17 protein-coding genes are annotated in these 19,658 nt (G+C 71.1%); 9 read left to right on the top strand and 8 right to left on the bottom strand.

Features of this window, described 5'->3' with window-relative positions; genetic code table 11:
• A partial coding sequence (wecB, locus tag DBR36_RS17940; protein ID WP_181373640.1) for a non-hydrolyzing UDP-N-acetylglucosamine 2-epimerase occupies positions 1 to 1,124 on the top strand: 1,124 nt, incomplete at its 5' end.
• 4 nt (positions 1,125 to 1,128) lie between these two features.
• Here the strand turns inward: wecB and DBR36_RS15670 are convergent.
• Positions 1,129 to 3,015: a transcription antiterminator gene (locus DBR36_RS15670; protein WP_181373639.1), complete on the bottom strand. Its 1,887-nt coding sequence runs from the start codon at positions 3,013 to 3,015 to the stop codon at positions 1,129 to 1,131.
• Between the two features lie 231 nt (positions 3,016 to 3,246).
• Between DBR36_RS15670 and DBR36_RS15665 the strand changes: the two genes are divergently transcribed.
• The 8 genes from DBR36_RS15665 to DBR36_RS15630 all read left to right on the top strand — a co-directional run bounded on the left by DBR36_RS15665 (position 3,247) and on the right by DBR36_RS15630 (position 11,030).
• Positions 3,247 to 3,573 (top strand): PTS sugar transporter subunit IIB, encoded by a 327-nt coding sequence (locus tag DBR36_RS15665; protein WP_108320640.1) that lies wholly within the window; start codon positions 3,247 to 3,249, stop codon positions 3,571 to 3,573.
• A gap of 16 nt (positions 3,574 to 3,589) precedes the next feature.
• Positions 3,590 to 3,865, top strand: a complete 276-nt coding sequence (locus tag DBR36_RS15660) for an HPr family phosphocarrier protein (RefSeq protein WP_108320639.1) — start codon at positions 3,590 to 3,592, stop codon at positions 3,863 to 3,865.
• Between the two features lie 15 nt (positions 3,866 to 3,880).
• On the top strand, positions 3,881 to 5,566 hold the full coding sequence (gene ptsP, locus DBR36_RS15655; protein ID WP_108320638.1) for a phosphoenolpyruvate--protein phosphotransferase: 1,686 nt from the start codon (positions 3,881 to 3,883) through the stop codon (positions 5,564 to 5,566).
• Between the two features lie 51 nt (positions 5,567 to 5,617).
• Positions 5,618 to 7,282, top strand: coding sequence for a PTS mannitol transporter subunit IICB (locus DBR36_RS15650; protein ID WP_108320637.1), 1,665 nt, complete (start codon positions 5,618 to 5,620; stop codon positions 7,280 to 7,282).
• A gap of 106 nt (positions 7,283 to 7,388) precedes the next feature.
• Positions 7,389 to 7,826, top strand: coding sequence for a PTS sugar transporter subunit IIA (locus DBR36_RS15645; RefSeq protein WP_108320636.1), 438 nt, complete (start codon positions 7,389 to 7,391; stop codon positions 7,824 to 7,826).
• Positions 7,823 to 8,974, top strand: a complete 1,152-nt coding sequence (locus DBR36_RS15640; RefSeq protein ID WP_108320635.1) for a mannitol-1-phosphate 5-dehydrogenase — start codon at positions 7,823 to 7,825, stop codon at positions 8,972 to 8,974. The genes DBR36_RS15645 and DBR36_RS15640 overlap by 4 nt, the downstream gene beginning before the upstream one ends.
• A 106-nt stretch (positions 8,975 to 9,080) precedes the next feature.
• The gene (locus tag DBR36_RS15635; RefSeq protein WP_108320634.1) at positions 9,081 to 9,863 is read left to right on the top strand and encodes an alpha/beta hydrolase; all 783 of its coding nucleotides are present in this window, start codon (positions 9,081 to 9,083) and stop codon (positions 9,861 to 9,863) included.
• Between the two features lie 270 nt (positions 9,864 to 10,133).
• On the top strand, positions 10,134 to 11,030 hold the full coding sequence (locus DBR36_RS15630; RefSeq protein ID WP_181373638.1) for a type IV toxin-antitoxin system AbiEi family antitoxin domain-containing protein: 897 nt from the start codon (positions 10,134 to 10,136) through the stop codon (positions 11,028 to 11,030).
• Between the two features lie 398 nt (positions 11,031 to 11,428).
• Here DBR36_RS15630 and DBR36_RS15625 read toward each other — a convergent pair whose 3' ends face one another.
• The 7 genes from DBR36_RS15625 to DBR36_RS15595 all read right to left on the bottom strand — a co-directional run bounded on the left by DBR36_RS15625 (position 11,429) and on the right by DBR36_RS15595 (position 19,565).
• A complete protein-coding gene (locus DBR36_RS15625; RefSeq protein WP_108320633.1) occupies positions 11,429 to 12,535 on the bottom strand; it encodes an adenosine deaminase in 1,107 nt (368 codons plus the stop codon).
• 23 nt (positions 12,536 to 12,558) lie between these two features.
• Positions 12,559 to 13,848, bottom strand: a complete 1,290-nt coding sequence (locus DBR36_RS15620) for a thymidine phosphorylase (RefSeq protein WP_108320632.1) — start codon at positions 13,846 to 13,848, stop codon at positions 12,559 to 12,561.
• The gene (locus tag DBR36_RS15615; protein ID WP_108320631.1) at positions 13,845 to 14,246 is read right to left on the bottom strand and encodes a cytidine deaminase; all 402 of its coding nucleotides are present in this window, start codon (positions 14,244 to 14,246) and stop codon (positions 13,845 to 13,847) included. Before DBR36_RS15615 ends, DBR36_RS15620 begins: the two co-directional genes overlap by 4 nt.
• Positions 14,247 to 14,283: 37 nt before the next feature.
• Positions 14,284 to 15,561, bottom strand: coding sequence for an ABC transporter permease (locus DBR36_RS15610; RefSeq protein ID WP_108320630.1), 1,278 nt, complete (start codon positions 15,559 to 15,561; stop codon positions 14,284 to 14,286).
• A complete protein-coding gene (locus DBR36_RS15605) occupies positions 15,558 to 16,886 on the bottom strand; it encodes an ABC transporter permease (protein ID WP_243392962.1) in 1,329 nt (442 codons plus the stop codon). Before DBR36_RS15605 ends, DBR36_RS15610 begins: the two co-directional genes overlap by 4 nt.
• A complete protein-coding gene (locus DBR36_RS15600; protein ID WP_108320629.1) occupies positions 16,883 to 18,400 on the bottom strand; it encodes an ABC transporter ATP-binding protein in 1,518 nt (505 codons plus the stop codon). The genes DBR36_RS15605 and DBR36_RS15600 overlap by 4 nt, the downstream gene beginning before the upstream one ends.
• A gap of 91 nt (positions 18,401 to 18,491) precedes the next feature.
• A complete protein-coding gene (locus DBR36_RS15595; RefSeq protein WP_108320643.1) occupies positions 18,492 to 19,565 on the bottom strand; it encodes a BMP family protein in 1,074 nt (357 codons plus the stop codon).
• Between the last annotated feature and the right edge of the window lie 93 nt (positions 19,566 to 19,658).

Genomic DNA, 19,658 nt, shown 5'->3' with positions numbered 1-19,658 from the left:
CCCGCCCCGAAGCGATCAAGTGCGCGCCGCTCGTGGCCGAGCTGCAGCGTCGGGAGGGCCTGCGCACCACGGTGACCGTCACGGGTCAGCATCGCGAGATGGTGGCCGAGATCAACGCCTCGTTCGGGATCCGCCCCGACGTCGACCTGGACATGTTCCGCAGCGGAGCGACGCTGGCCGAGACGACCTCGACGATCTTCTCCGCCCTGTCGGCGCGCTGGGCGGGGTCGGCTCCGGATGCCGTGGTCGTGCAGGGCGACACCGCCAGCGCCGCGCTGGCCGCCGTCGCCGCGTACTACGCGGGGGCCCGCGTGATCCACCTCGAGGCGGGCCTGCGCTCGGGCGACCTGCAGTCCCCCTTCCCCGAGGAGGGCAATCGCCGCCTCATCGCCCCCCTCGCGGCCCTGCACCTCGCCCCGACCGACGCGGCCGTGCGCAACCTGCTCGCCGAAGGGGTCCGCCCCGACGACATCGTGCTCACGGGCAATACGGGCATCGACGCCCTGCACCGCCAACGCACCCATCCCCAGCGCTTCGACGATCCCGACCTCGAGCGCATCGCGAGCGGAGCCGAACGGCTGGTCCTGGTCACCGCGCACCGCCGCGAATCGTGGGGCGGCCCTCTGGGCCGGGTGGCCTCGGCCGTGGCCGAGGTGGTCGCGGCTCGACCCGACGTGGTCGCTGTGCTGCCGCTTCACCCGAACCCCCGCGTGCGCACCGAGGTGCGCGCCGCCGTCGGCGACACCGACCGCGTGCTGCTGTGCGAGCCGCTTCCGTACGCCCAGTTCGGCCGTTTGCTCGCGCGGGCGTACTGCACCGTCACCGACTCCGGCGGCGTGCAGGAAGAGGCGCCCGCCCTCGGGGTGCCGGCGCTGGTCGTCCGCGACACCACCGAGCGCGGCGAAGGCGTGGCGGCCGGGGCCGCGCGCCTGATCGGGACCCGGCGCGAGGCGGTGGTCGCCGAGCTGTCGCTCCTGCTCGACGACCCGGGCGTTCACGCGCGCATGTCGCGCGCGCAGAACCTCTACGGCGACGGACGCGCGGCCCCCCGGGCGGTCGACGCCATCTCGCGGCTCCTCGGGGTCGAGGCGGCGATCCCCGATGACGCCCTGCTCGTGGGCTGAGCGCTCAGCCGTCGATCACGGCGACCAGTTCGTCCAGGAACGCCGCGAAACTCGTCGCGCGGCGCACGATGCGCTGCACGCTGTCACGCTCGCTGAACACCTCGACGAACTGCTCGAACACCGTCTGGAACGCCTCGCGGTCGGTCTCGCTGAACGCCACCAGCGCCACGACCTGCACGCGCCCCTCGCCCCAGGCGATCGAGGGATCGGCGATTCCGATAGCGATCCGCGTCTGCGTCGCGGTCATCCCCATCGCGTGGGGGACGGCGAGCGCGTCGGTGAACGCCGTCGACGAGATCCCCTCGCGCTCGACGGCGCGGTCGACGTAGGCCTCGTCGATGACCCCCTGCTCCACCAGCAACCCGCCCAGGCGCCGGATGACGCCGGCCTCGCCGGTGGTGGCATCCACTCCCCGGACGAAGGCCTCGGGCGCGAAGTAGCGCTCGAGCTCGGCCCGCAGCCGCGCCAGGCGACGCCCCCGGCGGATGCGCCCGGCGGCCGCCTGCACGCGCTCGACGTCGGCGTCGGTGAGGAAGGGCTGGATGCGCACGAAACGGTCGCCGGGCCGCGGCGGGTCGATGGTCGTGAGTACGAGGTCGGAGTCGATCGCGTCCCACACCGGGTCGATGCGCGTCTCGACGCCCACGACCTCGATCGCCTGGCCGAGCGAACGGTCGACGCTCGAGCGCAGCAGTTCGTGCAGCTCGTAGTAGCCGGGGCACACGATCGTCGCCGTCAGCAGCTGATCGGCGCGGCGGCTGCGCTCGAGGCGACCGCCGACGTGCATCGCGATGTAGGCGATCTCGTCGTCGAGGATCGGGATGCCCAGGCCGTCCTGCAGCCCCTTGGCGATGTAGACCGCGACCTCGAAGATCATCGGGTACGTCGACTTCAGCGAGCGCGTCAGGGGGTTGCGCGACCACGCCTGCTCGCGCGAACGCGCCAGCAGGTTCTGCACGTGCAGCGCGAGGCGCAGGATGAAGTCGTCGTGCGCGATGTCGACGAGGAACTCGGATGCCGCGTTCTCGACGACCAGGCGGACCGCCGCCTCGACCGCGGGGTCCAGGCGCGCGCGCACGTCGTCGCCGGCCGGGGTGCCGGGCGCGACGATGCGCGTCAGCACGAGGGTCGCGAGGTGGCGCAGATCGCCGGAGCCGAGCTGGACGCCGATGTGCTTGCGCGTCAAGCGGTCCAGCACGTCGACGACAGCCGCGGCCGCGTCGGACGAATCGCCGCCCGGCGAGCCGAGCGCGCGGTCGCGGGTGGTGCGGTCGGCCGCGATGGCGATGTGCATGACGACGTCGCCGATGCCGATCTCGTTGACGTAGTAGCCGAGGGCGCCGAGCTCGGCGCCCAGCTCGGCCTTGAACGGGCCGAAGGCCCGCGCGCCCACCGAGCGCTCCCCCAGCGTCCGGCGCAGCGCGTCGAGGTCGAACAGACCGGCATCCATCTCATCGTGCGCGAGCTTGGAGAGCAGTCGGCGCTGGGCGACCTCTGTCCCGCGCAGACGGGCGGTGGATGCCGAGCGCTCCAGCGTCAGCTCGGTGCCACCCAGCAGACCGCGCACGCGCGCCAGGTCGGCCTCGAGCGTGGCGGTGCTGACGTGCAGGGCGTCGGCGGTGTCGAACACGTCGATGCCGTCCGCGGCATCGAGCAGCCGGCGGACGAGGGTGTGGAGGCGATCGCGGGGCGTGCCGGCGTCGGCGCCGGGCGCGGCGCGCAGCGCCGAGGCCGCCTCGGAACCGGCGCGGTAGCCCAGGGGACCCGATTCGATCGCGGCCGCGCCGGCGACGCGGGCGTTGATCGCGGTGACGTACGACCGGATGCTGCGGGGCGTGACGCCGAGGGCGTCCGCCAGCGAGGCCGCCGTGGACCATTCCGCGTCGCGCATCAGCAGAGCCAGCAGGCGGTCCTGGCGAGCCTTGGTCGTCACGATCCGTCCTTTGCGCCGCGTCGGTCGGCGGCGTTCTTCCCATCCAACCACGCTGCGCAGCGCCCGGCCCCGCTCGGCGCGAACGCGGGCGCGGCGATGCGCGGAACGCACGTTCCGGGGGGTGGGAAACGAACCTGGTTGTCCGCTGTGAACGCCGTGCGCAGAATCGAGAGGAAGAAAGGCCGGTCGATGAAGATCCTCGTGGTGTGTGGAGCGGGTGCGTCGAGCACGTTCGTCGCGCAACGCGTCCGCCGTGCTGCTCTCGACCGGGGCCTCGATCTCTCCGCCACGGCGGGCACGTCCCGTTCGGTCCCGAACGACCTGGATGCCGCCGACCTCGTGCTCGTGGGCCCGCACCTGGCGCTGGACGTCGAGCGCATCCGCGCCGAAGCCGCGCCGTGGAACGCCCTCGTCGTCCTTCTGCCGGACGACGTCTTCACCGACCTCGACGGCACCCGAACCCTCGCCCTGGTCGAGGACGCGCTGCGTTCCCGCCAGCACGCGGACACGATCTGAGAGCGACGGAGAGACCATGCCCCACCTGACCCGCACCGTCCGCATCGGTTCATCGCGCGGACTGCACGCGCGTCCGGCCAAGCTCTTCGCGCAGGCCGCGAAGGACGCCGGCATCCCGGTGACCCTCGCCAAGGACGCGGGTGCCCCCGTCAACGCGGCGAGCATCCTGGGCATCATCGCGCTCGGACTCGAGCAGGGCGACTACGTCACCCTCACCGCCGACGGCGACAACGCCGACGCGACGCTGGAGCGCCTCGCCGAGCTCCTCACCACCGACCACGACGCCGAGTAAAGGAAACACAGCACCATGACGGAACTCCGTGGAGTCGGAATCGGACTGGGCGTCGCCCAGGGACCCATCGCGCGCATGGCCGAGCCCCTGCCCGCCCCGAAGGACGCGAAGAGCGAGCTCTCGGTCGAAGAAGAGACGGCGCGCGTGCGCGAGGCCGTCGGCGCCGTCGCCCGCGAACTCGAAGCCCGCGGCGCCCAGGCCGGTGGAGCCGCCCGCGACGTCCTCGAGGCGCAGGCGATGATCGCCGAAGACCCCACCCTCGAGGCCGAGGTCGACAGCCGCCTCGCGGCCGGCAAGACCGGCGAATTCGCCGTCCACGACGCCTTCGCCTCGTTCCGCGAGCAGCTCATCGCCCTCGGCGGGTACCTCGGCGAGCGCGCGGCCGACCTCGACGACGTCGCCCAGCGGGTCATCGCGCGCCTGCGCGGCGTCGCCGCCCCCGGCATCCCCGATCCCGGACACCCGTTCGTGCTCGTCGCGAAAGACCTCGCCCCGGCCGACACGGCCCTGCTCGACCTTGACAAGGTGCTCGCCCTGGTGACCACCGAGGGCGGACCGACCTCGCACACCGCGATCCTCGCGCGCGAGAAGTCGATCGTCGCGGTCGTCGGCGCGAGCGGCGCGAAGGACCTCGTCGACGGACAGACCGTGATCGTGGATGCCGCCGCCGGCGTCGTGACCGTCGACCCGAGCGAAGACGACCTCGCCCGCGCGCAGAACCGAGCCGACGCCCGCAAGGCCGCGGCATCCGCTCCCCTCACCGACGGCGCCCTCGCCGACGGCACGAAGGTGCCCCTGCTCGCCAACCTCGGAAAGCCCGGCGGCGCCGCCGAGGCCGTCGCGCTCGGCGCCGAGGGCGTCGGACTGTTCCGCACCGAGTTCCTGTTCTTGAGTTCGAGCTCGGCCCCGACCGTCGAGGAGCAGCGCGCGGCGTACATCGAGCTGCTCAGCGCCTTCGCCGGCAAGAAGGTCGTCGTGCGCGTCCTCGACGCCGGAGCCGACAAGCCCCTGCCCTTCCTCAACGACGCGCACGAAGAGAACCCCGCCCTGGGTCTGCGGGGACTTCGCGCCCTCCGCGCCAGCGAGGACATCCTGCGCGAGCAGCTCACCGCCCTCGCCGAAGCGGATGCCGCCACCCGCGCCTCCGAGGCCGGCCCCGCCGACCTGTGGGTCATGGCGCCCATGGTGTCGACCGTCGAAGAGACCCGCTACTTCACGGCCCTCGCCAAGGACTACGGCCTCAAGACGACCGGCGTCATGGTCGAGGTGCCCTCGTCGGCGCTGCTGGCCGACCGCATCCTGCAGATCGCCGACTTCGCCTCGATCGGCACCAACGACCTGACGCAGTACACGCTCGCCGCCGACCGCCTGCTCGGTTCGGTCGCCTCGTTCCAGGACCCGTGGCATCCCGCCGTCCTGCGCCTCATCCGCGAGGTCGGAGCTGCGGGCCGCGCGAACGGCAAGCCCGTCGGCATCTGCGGCGAGGCCGCCGCCGACCCGCTGCTGGCGGTCGTGCTCGTGGGCCTGGGCGCCACGACCCTGTCGATGGCCCCGACGGCCCTCGCCGACGTGCGCGCGAGCCTGCTCACCCACACTCTCGACGATGCCGTGCGCATCGCCGAGGCCACCCTGGCCGCGGACGACGCGGCCTCCGCCCGCGAGGCAGCCCAGGCCGCCTCGTCCTCACCCGTCGCGGCGTAAGCCGCACCCTCATGCGGCTCACGCCGCACAGCTGATCAAGGAGACACAGCAATGACGACGACGTCACCCACCAAGAAGCCGGGAGGAGCCCGGATCGCCGTCCAGCGGTTCGGCACGTTCCTGTCCGGCATGATCATGCCGAACATCGCGGCGTTCATCGCATGGGGATTCATCACCATGCTCTTCATCCCCGCCGGGTTCTTCGGCGCCAACAGCCCCTTCGGCTGGCACTGGGCCCCGGTCGCCGAGATCATCGGCGGCGGCGGCGACGCCGCGACCATCGGCTGGCCCGGAGCGGCGACCGCGCTGACCGCGAACGCCGACGGCTCGACCTACCAGGGCTACGTCGGCCTGGTCAGCGTCATGATCACCTACCTGCTGCCCCTGCTCATCGCCAACACCGGTGGACGCATCGTCTACGGTGCGCGCGGTGGCGTGGTCGCGACCATCGCCGTGATGGGCGTGATCGTGGGCACCAACATCCCGATGTTCCTCGGTGCGATGATCATGGGCCCGCTCGCGGCCTGGATCACCAAGCAGATGGACAAGCTGTGGGACGGCAAGATCCGCCCCGGCTTCGAGATGCTCGTGAACAACTTCTCGGCCGGCATCCTCGGCATGATCCTCGCGATCGTCGGCTTCTTCGCCTTCGGTCCGGTGTTCCTCGGCATCAGCGCGGTCCTCGGCAGCATCGTCGCGTTCCTCGTGCAGTTCAACCTGCTGCCGGTGCTCTCGATCATCGTCGAGCCCGCCAAGGTGCTGTTCCTGAACAACGCCATCAACCACGGCGTGTTCACCCCGCTCGGCATCGAGCAGGCGGCCGACACCGGCAAGTCGATCCTGTTCCTCATCGAGGCCAACCCCGGCCCCGGTCTGGGTCTGCTGCTGGCCTTCACCTTCTTCGGTGTCGGTGCGGCGAAGGCGTCGGCCCCCGGTGCCATCGTGATCCAGTTCCTCGGCGGCATCCACGAGATCTACTTCCCCTACGCCCTCGCCAAGCCCATGACGATCCTCGCCCTGATCGCCGGTGGCGCCTCGGGCGTCGCGGTCAACATGATCTTCGGCGGCGGCCTGGTCTTCCCGGCCGCTCCCGGCAGCATCATCGCCGTGACCGCCGCGGCCGCCGGTGGTGGCGTGGCGAACGTGCTCGTGGTCTACCTGTCGGTCATCGTGGCCGCTGTCGTGACCTTCCTCATCTCGGGCATCATCCTGCGGGCCTCCCGCAAGCGCGACGCCGAGGCCGAGGGCGACAGCTTCGCCGCCGCGATCGACCAGACCGCGGCGAACAAGGGCAAGGAGTCCTCCGCCCTCGGTGCCCTGCGCACCCGCGCTGCCGGCACCACCGGCTCGGGCACCACCGAGACGGCCGACCGCGACGTCGACGGCGCCCTGGGCGGCCTCGGCGGAGCCGTCGCGACGAAGCAGCTGAACAACATCGTGTTCGCCTGCGACGCCGGTATGGGCTCCTCGGCGATGGGCGCGAGCGTCCTGCGCAACAAGATCAAGAAGGCCGGCATCGACGGCGTCACGGTCACCAACCAGGCGATCGCGAACCTCGACGGCTCGGCCGACCTGGTCATCACGCAGAACCAGCTCACCGATCGCGCCAAGGCGCAGTCGCCCGGCTCGATGCACGTCTCGGTCGACAACTTCATTAACTCGCCGCGTTACGACGAGGTCGTGGAGATGGTCCGCGCTCAGCACGAGTCCAAGTAACACCCCCTAGCACGCCAGGGGTCGGAGCGTCAGCCCGGCCCCTGGCGTCTTCCCGTCCGGCCCGCGTTTTGCGAGGCTGGATAGCACGACGAGAAAGGCGAGAACCATGTCAGACGTCCTCCGCATCGAATCCGTCCGCATCCACCCCGGGAGCGCCACCCGCGAGGAGGCGATGAAAGAGGCGGCCGACCTGCTGCAGGCCACCGGCTCCGTGACCGACGAGTACTTCGCCGCCATGCAGCAGCGCGAAGAGACCGTGTCGACCTACATGGGCAATGAGCTCGCCATCCCGCACGGCACCAACGAGACCAAGCAGGCGATCCTCGCCTCGGGCCTGTCCGTCGTGCGCTACGACGGCGGCGTCGACTGGGGCGGAGAGCCCGTCACCTTCGTCGTCGGCATCGCCGGCAAGGGCGACGAGCACCTCGAGATCCTGTCGCAGATCGCGATCCTCTTCTCCGAAGAGGACGACGTCGCCCGCCTCAAGGCCGCCTCCACCCCGGAGGAGCTCTTCGAGGCCCTCTCGGGCTCCGTCAACGCATGAAGGCCGTCCACTTCGGCGCCGGCAACATCGGCCGCGGCTTCGTCGGACTGCTGCTGCACGAGGGCGGCTACGACCTCGTCTTCTCGGACGTCTCGGCGGCGCTCGTCGCCGCCATCAACGACGCGTCGTCGTACACGGTCCACGAGGTGGGCGAGGGCGGCGTCGACAAGCAGGTGACGAACTTCCGCGCGATCGACAGCTCGGTGGATGCCGAGGCCCTGGTCGACGAGATCGCCACCGCCGACGTGGTCACCACCGCCGTCGGCCCCACGATCCTGAAGTTCGTGGCCCCGCACATCGTCGCGGGACTGGCGCTGCGCGACCCCTCCCTCGCGCCGCTGCAGATCATGGCGTGCGAGAACGCGATCGGGGCGACCGATCAGCTGCGCGAGCACGTGGTCGAGCTGGCCGGCGAATCGTGGGACGCCCTGGCATCCCGCTCCGTCTTCGCCAACACCGCGGTCGACCGCATCGTGCCGGCCCAGGCGCAGGGCGGTGTGGACGTCACGGTCGAGCCGTTCTACGAGTGGGCCATCGAGCGCGCGCCGTTCGGCGACACCCCGCCGCACATCCCCGGGGCGCACTTCGTCGACGACCTCGAGCCCTACATCGAGCGCAAGCTCTTCACGGTCAACACCGGTCACGCCACCACCGCCTACTTCGGCGCGCAGGCGGGCATCGAGCGTATCTCGGACGCCCTCGCCGACCCCGCGATCGCCGCGAAGGTCGAGGCCGCGCTCGAAGAGACCAGCGCTCTGCTGGTGCAGAAGCACGAGTTGGATGCCGCGGTGCAGGCCGAGTACCGGGCGACCATCCTGCGTCGTTTCCGCAACGCCGCCCTGCCCGACACGGTGTGGCGCGTCGGTCGCCAGCCGCTGCGCAAGCTCTCGCGGCACGAGCGGTTCGTCAGCCCCGCCGCCGAGGCCGTCGAGCGGGACCTGCCCGTCGACGCCCTGGTGGCCGCGATGGCCGCCGCCCTGGAGTTCGACGACGCCGAGGACGCCCAGTCCGTCGAGCTGCAGCGCCTGCTGCGCGAGGACGACGCCGCGGCCTTGACGGCCGAGGTGACCGGCCTCGACCCCGAGCACCCGCTGTACGGGCGCGTGGTCGAGATCGTCGCCGCACGCCAGGCGGCTCTCGCGGTCTGACGCATCCCCCTCGATACGACGCCGCCGACGTGCCGCCCTCGGGCCACGTCGGCGGCGTCGTGTCGAGCGCCGGCAGCGTGTCGGCGGCCGGGGATACGCTCGAGACGTGACCGACCGCGACACCCCCGCCGACTCCGCTCCCGCCCGTGCTCCCCGCCGTCGTCGGCGGTGGCTGCGGTGGACCCTCGGCGGCCTGGGCGCCCTGGTGGTGCTGCTCGTCGGCGGCATCCTGATCTACAGCCAGGTCGGGGTCATGGGAGCCGAGCCCGGTCCGCTCGCCCAGGCCCGGGCGAATCCGGGTCTGACGATCACCGACGACGGCGCGGGCATCGTGCTCTCCCCCGCCGACGGTGCGACCGGCCAGGGCCTGGTGTTCATCCCGGGCGCGAAAGTGCAGGCCGAGGGCTATATCGCGACCTTCGCCGACACGGTCGTGGACGACGGCGTGACCGTCGTCATCACCCGCCCGTGGCTCAACCTCGCCTTCTTCGACCCGCGTCCGCTGACGACGTTCACCGACCTCGCCCCCGACGTCACCTCGTGGGCCGTCGGTGGTCACTCCCTCGGCGGAGTCCGCGCGTGCCAGCTCGCGACCGACGCCGACGCCCTCGTCCTGTTCGCCTCGTACTGCGCGAACGATCTCTCCGCCTCCGGCCTGCCCGTGCTGAGCCTCTCGGGGTCCGAGGACGGCCTGTCGACCCCCCAGAAGATCGCGGATGCCAAGGGCGAACTGCCCGCGAACGCCACCTTCGTCGAGATCCCCGGCGCCTCGCACGCCTCGTTCGGCGCGTACGGTCCGCAGCCCGGCGACGGCACCCCGACCGCCGACCCGGCCGAGGTGGACCGCGTGATCGCGGAGGAGCTGGCGGGGTTCCTCCCGCATCGGTGACGCGGGCGCGGCCCCGGAGACGGTGCCGGCCGGGCGCGGAGGCGGTGTTCAGGTCGTTGGAGGGGCGACGCGCCCCGAGTCGCGTCCCGCGCTCCGGAGAGACGCGCCGGAATCCCCCCTCGGACGTCGCCCCCCGGCTCGGATATGGGCCTCAGCTCCGGAGCGCGGCACGCCGGCGCCAGGCCGCGGACGGCTCCTCCCCCGCAACCGCCTGTCCACGGATCGCCGAAACCGCCGCCACCGCGGCCTCGATCGACGGACCCTGGAGGGATGCCACGCGTCCCCGCCGCCGATGAGGCCACAGCGCTCACCACCCGGGATCTGCGCGAGACCGGCCTCACCAAACGGCAGATCGCCGAGGCCGTGGGGCGCGGAGACCTCATCCGACTTCGCCTCGGTCGCTACGCGCCGGCGCACACAGCGGACGAGCTGGTCGAGGCGGCGCGGTGGGGAGGCCGCCTCGACTGCATCTCGCTCCTGGCCGCTCGGGGTGTGTTCGTCCATACGCGTACCGGAACGCACATCCAGGTGGATCCGCACGCGACGCGTCTGCCGCCCAGACCCGCGTCCGTGCGATGCCACTGGCGTCCGACGGCGGTCCCCCCGGCCTCGCTCGTCGTCGACGTCCGCGAGGCACTCGCCCAGGCCGTGATCTGTCAGCCCCCGCGTCACGCGATCGCCACGATCGACAGCGCATGGCATCTCGGTCTCGTGGACCGACAGGATCTGGACGCGATCTTCGCCCGGCTGCCCGCCGCCTTCGCCGTGCTCCGAGACCTCTCCGACCCGCGAAGCGAATCGGGGACCGAGACGCTCGTGCGGCTGCTGCTTCGAACCCTCGGCCACCGGCCGGAACTCCAGGTACGCATCGACGGAGTGGGGCGAGTCGACCTCCTGGTCGACGGGTGGCTGATCATCGAGTGCGACAGCCGCGAATTCCACGCCGAGTGGGCGGCGCAGGTGCGCGATCGGCGTCGCGATGCGGCCGCGCTGGCGCGCGGCTACGTCACACTCCGCCTCGTCGCGGCCGACGTGCTGTCGCGCCCGGACGTGGTCCGAGCGCAGCTGGAGCAGGTGCTCGGGCACGGTCCTGCTGTGCCGCGCTCCGGAGCATCTCGCCTAGTTCGGCGTGATCGCTCCGATTCCGGCTCGGTTCTGCCCGGTTGATCCGGAGCGCGGGACGCGCAGCACCGGCACACGCAGCACCGACCGCGCAGCGCGGGGACACGCAGCACCGGCACACGCAGCACCGGGACGCGCAACGCAGGGACGCGCAGCACCGACCGCGCAGCGCGCGGACACGCAGCACCGGCACACGCAGCACCGGGACACGCAGCACCGGGACGCGCAGCACCGGGACACGCAGCACCGGCACACGCAGCACCGGCACACGCAGCGCCGACACGCGCAGCACCGGCACACGCAGCACCGACCGCGCAGCGCGGGGACTCACCCCCGGAAGGCCCGCACCGCACGCGCGTCACCCAGTTCGGAACGCGCCATGCCCTGCCCCGGGACGCGGAAGGCGCGCGCCGTCACCGACGCGCGCCCCCAGGATCGACCGCTCAGCGCCTGAAGCCCTCGCTGATGATCTCGATGAGCTCCTCGCGCTCCTCGACCGGCAGGAAGGCGCCGGCCGCGGCGTTCAGCTGGAACGCCTCGAGGTCGTCGAGGTCGTACTCGAAGGCCTGCGCCAACAGTCCGAGCTCCCGCGTCAGCGTGGTCGCGCTCATGAGGCGGTTGTCGACGTTCACGGTCACCGAGAAGTCGAGCTGGTACAGCAGGTCGAACGGGTGCGCATCCAGGGTGTCGCCCCAGGCGGTGACGGCTCCGGACTGCAGGTTCGACGTCGGCGAGAGCTCGAGGGTGATCTCGCGGTCGCGGACCCAGCGCGCGAGGTCGCCGAAGGTGACCTGCACCTCTTCGCCCTCGCGCGACACGACGTCGAGGTCGTTGGCGACGCGCACACCGTGGCCGAGACGCAGGGCCCGGCCGTCGATGAGGGCGGAGCGGATGGATGCCAGACCCGCCCCCTCCCCCGCGTGCACCGTCGTGGGGAAGAACTGCTCGGCCAGGTAGTCGAACGCCGCGCGGTGGCGGCTGGGCAGGAACCCGTCCTCGGCGCCGGCGAGGTCGAATCCGACGACTCCGCGCCCGCGCCAGGCGACGGCCAGTTCGGCGATGTCGCGGGAGTTGTCGGCGTGCCGCATCGCGGTGAGCAGCTGGCCGACGCGGATGTCGTGTCCGCGGGCGTCGGCGGCATCCTCACCCTCTTCGATGCCCTCCTGCACGGCGTCGACGACCTCGTCGAGGCTGAGGCCGCGGGTCAGGTGCTGCTCGGGGGCCCACCGCACCTCGCCGTAGACGACGCCGTCGGCGGCGAGGTCCTCGACGAACTCCTTCGCCACGCGGACGAGCCCCTCGCGCGTCTGCATGACGCCGACGGTGACGTCGAACTTCTCGAGGTAGTCCTCGAGCGAGCCGCCGTCGATGTGGTCCGAGAACCACGCCTCGAGGCCCTTCGCGTCGTCGGCGGGCAGGTCGAGGCCGACCTCGTCCGCGAGCTCGAGCACCGTCGCGGGACGCAGTCCCCCGTCGAGGTGGTCGTGCAGCGACACCTTCGGCAACTCGCGGACCTTGCGTCCCTGGACCCGGAACTCTTCGCTGGCCATGGTGCTCCTCTTTCCGGCAGCCATCACGCGGTGATGCGTTCGCGCACGATGGGGGATGCCGCGGGCGCGGTGTCGCCGATCTCCCAGGCCCCTTCGACGGCGCCGAGGGCGCGGTCGAAACGCGACTCGTCGTCGGCCGAGAGGGTGAACAGCGGCTGGCCGGCGCTGATCGACTGGCCGACCGTGACGTGCAGGTCGATGCCCGCGGCGTGCACGACGGCATCCTCGGCCCGCGCGCGACCCGCGCCCAGGCGCCATGCGCCGATGCCGAACGGCAGGGCGTCCACGCGCGTCACGACGCCCGAGCGGTCGGCGACGACGGTGTGCGTCTCGCGCGGGGTCGGCAGGGCGGCATCCGGGTCTCCGTCCTGGGCGCGGATCATGCGCTTCCAGACGTCCATCGCCCGCCCGTCCGAGAGGGCGGCCTCGATGTCGGCGTCGGGCTGACCGGCGAGGGTCAGCATCTCGCGCGCCAGGGCGACGGTGAGCTCGACCACGTCGGCGGGGCCGCCGCCGGCGAGGACCTCGACCGATTCGCGCACCTCGTTGGCGTTGCCGATGGCCAGGCCCAGCGGGGTGTTCATGTCGGTGAGCAGCGCCGTGGTGTTGACGCCCGAGTCCGTGCCGAGCGCGACCATCGTCTCGGCGAGCTCGCGCGCACGGTCGATGTCCTGCATGAAGGCGCCGGAGCCGAACTTCACGTCGAGCACGAGCGAGTCGGTGCCCTCGGCGATCTTCTTCGACATGATGCTCGAGGCGATCAACGGGATGGCCTCGACCGTTCCCGTGACGTCCCTCAGGGCGTAGAGCTTCTTGTCGGCCGGAGCCAGTCCCGTGCCCGCGGCGCAGATGACGGCGCCGACGTCGCGCAGCTGCGCCATGATCTCGTCGTTCGACAGCGCGGCACGCCAACCCTGGATCGACTCGAGCTTGTCGAGGGTGCCGCCGGTGTGCCCGAGCCCACGGCCCGAGAGCTGCGGCACGGCCACACCGAACACGGCGACCAGGGGGGCCAGAGGGAGGGTGATCTTGTCGCCCACGCCGCCCGTCGAGTGCTTGTCGACGGTGACCTTGCCCAGCGACGAGAAGTCCATGCGCTCGCCCGACGCGATCATGGCGTCGGTGAGGACGCGGATCTGGTCGCGGCCCAGGCCGTTCAGCAGAACCGCCATGGTGAACGCCGACATCTGCGCGTCCATGACATAGCCGCGCGTATAGGCGTCGACCAGCCAGCGGATCTCGCCCTCGGTGATCGGTCGGCCGTCGCGCTGCGCGCGGATGATGTCGACGGCGTCGTACTGCTCGGCGCTCATCGGGCCGCCTCCTCGAGGTCGCGCGGACCGAAGGCGTCGGGCAGCACCTCGTCGATGGTGCGGATGCCGCTGACGGTCTCGAGCAGCATCCCGGGGATCGCGTGCTCGAACAGTAGCTGCCGGCAGCGGCCGCACGGCATGAGCGTGCGGCCCTCTCCGTCGACGCACACGAAGGCGACCAGCTGGCCGCCCCCGCTCATGTGCAGGTCGGACACGAGCCCGCACTCGGCGCACAGCGTGACGCCGTACGAGGCGTTCTCGACGTTGCACCCCGAGACGATGCGCCCGTCGGCGACGAGCGCCGCGGCGCCCACCTTGAAGCGGGAGTAGGGCGCGTAAGCGCGGTGCATGGCATCCGTGGCGGCGACGCGGAGTTCGTCCCAGTCGATGTCGGTCATCGTGAAGTGCAGGGTCCTCTCGTGAAGGGGTAGGGGGTCAGCCCTTGATGTAGGGCTTTCCGGCGGCCGCGGGGCCCCGGATCTGACCCGCGAAGCCGGCCACCGCGATGATGGTCACGACGTACGGCAGCATGAGCATGAACTCGCTGGGGATCGGGGTACGCAGCACGGTCAGCAGGTTCTGCAGGTTGGTCGCGAAACCGAACAGCAGGGCCGCGAGCGTCGCGCGGATCGGGTCCCACCGGCCGAAGATGACCGCGGCGAGGGCGATGAAGCCGAGGCCCGCCGTCATCTCTTTGGTGAACTGCCCCACCGAGACGAGCGTGAAGTACGCGCCGCCGATACCGGCGATGGCGCCGGCGAGCGAGACGTTCCAGAACCGGCTCGAGTTGACCTTGATGCCGACGGTGTCGGCGGCCTGCGGGTGCTCGCCGACGGCGCGCAGGCGCAGGCCCCAGCGGGTGCGGTACAGCCCCCACGCCACGACGGCGACGACGGCGTACATCAGGTAGACGATGAAGGTCTGATTGAACAGCACCGGTCCGATGATCGGGATGTCGCCGAGCAGCGGGATCTCCCACCGGGGGAAGCGCTCGGGGCGGTTCATGATGTCCTCGTTCGGCACGAGCAGGGCGCCGTAGAGGAAGCCGGTCAGACCGGTCACGAGCACGTTGAGCACGACACCGACGATCACCTGGTCGACCAGGTACTTGATCGAGAACGCCGCGAGCACGAAGGCGACGAGCACGCCGCCCACCATCGCCGCGATGAGCCCCAGGAAGGGGTTGCGGGTGAGGGATGCCACGAGCGCGGCGCTGAACGCCCCGAACAGGAACTGCCCCTCGATGGCGACGTTGACGACACCGACGCGTTCGCCGATCACGCCGCCGAGCGCGCCGAAGATCAGCGGGACCGACAGCGACAGCGCACCGAACAGCAGACCCGTGACCGGCACGAGGCCGTCGGCCGCGGCCCAGACGAGGAACGCGAACACCGCCAGCGCGCCGAAGGCGATCGGCAGCCACAGCGGGGTGCGGCGGTAGCTCACCGCGTCCCAGACCGACCAGGCGGTCAGCAGCACGAGCACGACGAGCACGCCCCAGCTGGTCGCGGCGGTGGGGACGCCCACGCTGCCGAGGTCGATGTTCGAGGCCGGGTCGCCGAGGCGGAAGGTGCTCTGGCCGTCGCGCGGCACGAGGGCGAACAGCAGGGCGAGCAGCACGGTCACGACCGCGAGGCTCACCGCCAGCTTGATGTGGCGCACGCGCACCGTGGTCAGCTGGATCGCGTCATCCGCGAGATGCGTCGCGGTCATGCCGCCACCGCCTTCTTGGCCGCCTTGGCCCGGTCCTTGGCCGCGCGCTCGGCCTCGCTCTTGGGGAGGAAGAAGATCGTGCGCACCAGCGGCGGGGCCGCGATGAACAGCACGATGAGGGCCTGCACGACGAGCACGATGTCGACGGGGATGCCCTGCGACGCCTGCATCGTGAACGAGCCCGACTTCAGGGCGCCGAACAGGATGCCGGCGGCGAACACGCCCCACGGACGGCTGCGTCCGAGCAGCGCCACGGTGATGGCGTCGAAGCCGATGCCCGCGTCGATGAGTCCGTCGAAGCCGGTGGTGACCGACCCCTGGATCTGGTTCATGCCGGCCAGACCCGCCAGCCCACCCGCGAAGAGCATCGCGTAGACGTACATGCGCGGGACCGAGATGCCCGCCGCGCGCGCCGCGTGGGGGTTCTCGCCCACCGCGCGGAGGCGGAAGCCGAGGCTCGAGCGCTCCATGAGCCACCACACGAAGACGGTGGCCGCCACGACGAAGACGAAGCCCAGGTCGAGCAGCGGGAACTGGGGACCGAACAGCTCGGGGAACTGCGCGTTCGCGGGAGTGGCCGACGAGATCGGCTGGTCACCGGCGGGACGCTGCAGCAGACCCGGGGTGCGCACCATCCACGTCACCAGGTAGTAGGCGACGTAGTTGAGCATGATCGTCAGGATGACCTCGTGCGCGCCGGTGCGCGCCTTCAGCAGACCGACGATCCCGCCCCAGAGGGCACCGCCGGCGATGCCGACGATGAGGGTCAGCGGCAGCTGGATGATCATCGGCAGGTCGAGGTTGAACGTGATCAGGCCGGCGAAGGCGCAGGCGACGAGGATCTGGCCGCGTCCACCGATGTTGAACAGGCCCACCCGGAACGCCAGCGCCACACCGAGGCCGGCCGCGATGAGCGGAGCCGCGAAGCCCAGGGTGTTGGTGAGAGGCCGGATCTGCGCCCCGAAGTCCGACACGCGGGAGTTGAAGATCGCCCCGCGGAAGAGGGCCTCGTATCCGCCGTAGACGGAGTTCCACACGGCGGCCAGCATGTCGCCGGGACGCGCGAAGAAGTACCCCGCCGTCACGCGCACCTGGTCGTTCGTGGCGGCCATGAGGATGCCGCCGACGATCATCGCCGCCACGACCGCCAGCACCGTGGTGATCCACGACGAGCGCAGCAGCTCCGTGAGGAACTGGTTGGTGCGCGGGGGTGCAGGCGTCTCGGCCGGGGCGTGGCCGGTCAGCGGCCCCGACGCGCCGGGCAGCTGCTCGGGCGGCAGGCCGGAATCCCCGGTCGCGCCCGTGCTCGGGATGTGGCCGCTCACGCTGTCTCCTCCGCGGGCTGCTCGCCCGCCATCATGAGCCCGAGCACCTCGCGCGGGGTGTCCCCCGGCACGATGCCCACGATGCCGCCGCGGTACATGACCGCGATGCGGTCGCCGAGGGCGGCGATCTCGTCGAGCTCGGTCGACACGACGATGACGGGCACTCCCGCATCGCGCGCGGCGACGATCTGCTTGTGGATGAATTCGATCGAGCCGACGTCGACGCCACGGGTGGGCTGGGCGGCGACGAACAGCTTCAGCGGGCGGCTCATCTCGCGGGCGATGACGACCTTCTGCTGATTACCGCCCGAGAGGGTGCCGACGGGGGTGGATGCCGACTGCGTACGGATGTCGTACTCGGTGATGCGCTCGCGCGCGAAGGCGCCCAGCGCGGCCCGCTTGATGGTGCCGCCCGACACGAAGGCGGAGTCCGACGACCGGTCGAGGATGAGGTTCTCGGCGACCGAGAAGGCTCCGACCAGTCCGTCTTCTTTGCGGTCCTCGGGCACGAAGCCCACGCCCGCGTCGAGGATGGTGCGCACGCTCTTGCCGACCAGGTCGGTGCCGTCGAGGTCGACGGTGCCGGTGACGCCGTCGGCCAGGCCGACGATGGCCTCGACGAGCTCGGTCTGCCCGTTGCCCTGGACGCCCGCGATCGCGACGATCTCGCCCGGGCGCACGTCGAGGTCGACGTCGTCGACGACCACCGCTCCCTCGGGGGTGACCACGCGCAGGTTGCGGATGGACAGACCACCGGATGCCGCCGCCTTCGGCGCATCCTTGACGACGGTGAGCTCGACGGCGCGGCCGACCATGAGCGAGGCGAGTTCGCCGTTGCTCGCGGTGGGCTCGGCCTGGCCGACGATCTTGCCCAGGCGCACGACCGTGATGCGGTCGGCGACCTCGCGCACCTCGCGCAGCTTGTGCGTGATGAAGACGATCGACGTGCCCTCGTCGCGCAGCTGGCGCATGATGCCCATGAGCTCGTCGGTCTCTTGCGGGGTGAGGACCGCCGTGGGCTCGTCGAAGACGAGGACCTTGGCGTCGCGCGAGAGCGCCTTGATGATCTCGACGCGCTGCTGCACGCCCACCGGCAGGTCGCCGACGAGGGCGTCGGGGTCGACCTCGAACCCGAAGCGCTGCGCGACGTCGCGCACGTGCTTCCGGGCGGCGTTCAGGTCGAGCGCGCCCAGGGCCTTGGTGTTCTCGTGGCCGAGCATGACGTTCTCGGCGACGGTGAAGACGGGGATGAGCATGAAGTGCTGGTGCACCATGCCGATTCCCGCGGCCATGGCGTCGCCGGGGCCGCGGAAGCGCTGGACGGCGTCGTCCAGCAGGATCTCTCCCTCATCGGCCTGGTACAGGCCGTAGAGGACGTTCATGAGTGTGGATTTACCGGCACCGTTCTCTCCGAGGAGAGCGTGGATCTCGCCAGGCTGGACGACCAGATCGATGTGATCGTTCGCAACCAGGGACCCGAACCGCTTGGTGATGCCGCGGAGCTCGAGCTTCATGCTGTGCACCCTATTCGAAGACTTTTAGAAGACGGACGGAAACCGCGGCCGCTCGGACGGATCCGAGCGACCGCGGTTTCGAGGGGATGCCTTACGGCGAGCTGGGCGAGGTGACCTCGAGCGAGCCCGAGACGATCTGCTCGCGCAGGGCCGAGAGCTCGTCGGTCAGACCGGCCGGCAGGGTGAACTTCGAGTTGAAGTCGGCCAGGCCGACGCCGTCGTTCTCGAGCGTGCCCACGTAGGGGGTCACGTCGAACTCGCCCTTGGCGGCCTGGGTCACCGCGTCGTACACGGCGGTGTCGATGCGCTTGAGGATCGAGGTGAGCACCAGGTCGGACACGTTGGGGTCGGCCTTGGCGAGGTCGGAGTCGACACCGAGCATGACGCTCTTCGAACCGCTGTCGCGGATCGCGTCGGCGGCGCTGCTGTAGATCGGGCCACCGACGGGCAGGAGCACGTCGACGCCCTGGTCGAGCAGACCCTGAGCGGCCTGCTTGGCGGCGTCGTTGGCGGCGAAGCCACCGGTGAACGAGCCGTTCTGCGCGGCGACGTCCCAGCCGAAGGTCTGGACGTTGCCGCCCTTGTCCTCGTCGTACTTCTTGACGCCGTCGACGAAGCCGTCCATGAAGATGGTGACCGGCGGGATCGGGATGCCACCGACGGTGCCGACCTTGTTGACGCCGTTCTCGGCGGAGTAGGCGGCGGCGGCGTAGCCACCGAGGTAGGCGGCCTGGACCGTGTCGAACAGCAGCGGCTTGATGTTCGGGGCGTCGGTCTCACCGTTGTTGTCGGTGTCGGCGCGGTCGTCGATGATGGCGTACTGCAGGTTCGGGTTGGCCGTCGCCGAGGCCACGGTGTCGGCGCTCAGCTTGAAGCCGACGGCGACGATGAACGTGCAGCCCTCGGCCACCAGGTTCTCGAGGTTGGGTGCGTAGTCGTTCGCCGAGCTGGACTCGACGTCGATCGACTTGACGCCGAGCTCGGCGGCGGCCTTGTCGATGCCCTCCTTGGCGGACTGGTTGAACGAGCGGTCGTTCCAGCCACCGTCATCCGAGATGATGCAGGGGGTGAAGCCGTCGACGACGCTTCCTCCGGCCGCGCCGGACGCGCCGTTGCTCTCGGGTGCGGCGCCGCAACCGGCGAGCAGCGCAGCGGCGCCGATCATGGCGAGGCCGCTGACGACGGCCTTCTTCGTGGTCTTCACGAATGGTCCTCCAAAACGGATTCCCCCGACGGGTTCGGGGGACGATGCCGTCAC

It is taken from the genome of Microbacterium sp. HMWF026, from assembly GCF_003061325.1.
Taxonomy (GTDB): domain Bacteria; phylum Actinomycetota; class Actinomycetes; order Actinomycetales; family Microbacteriaceae; genus Microbacterium; species Microbacterium testaceum_E.
Note: the sequence above shows the minus strand (reverse complement) of the source record. Positions and strands in the feature narration are given on the sequence as shown.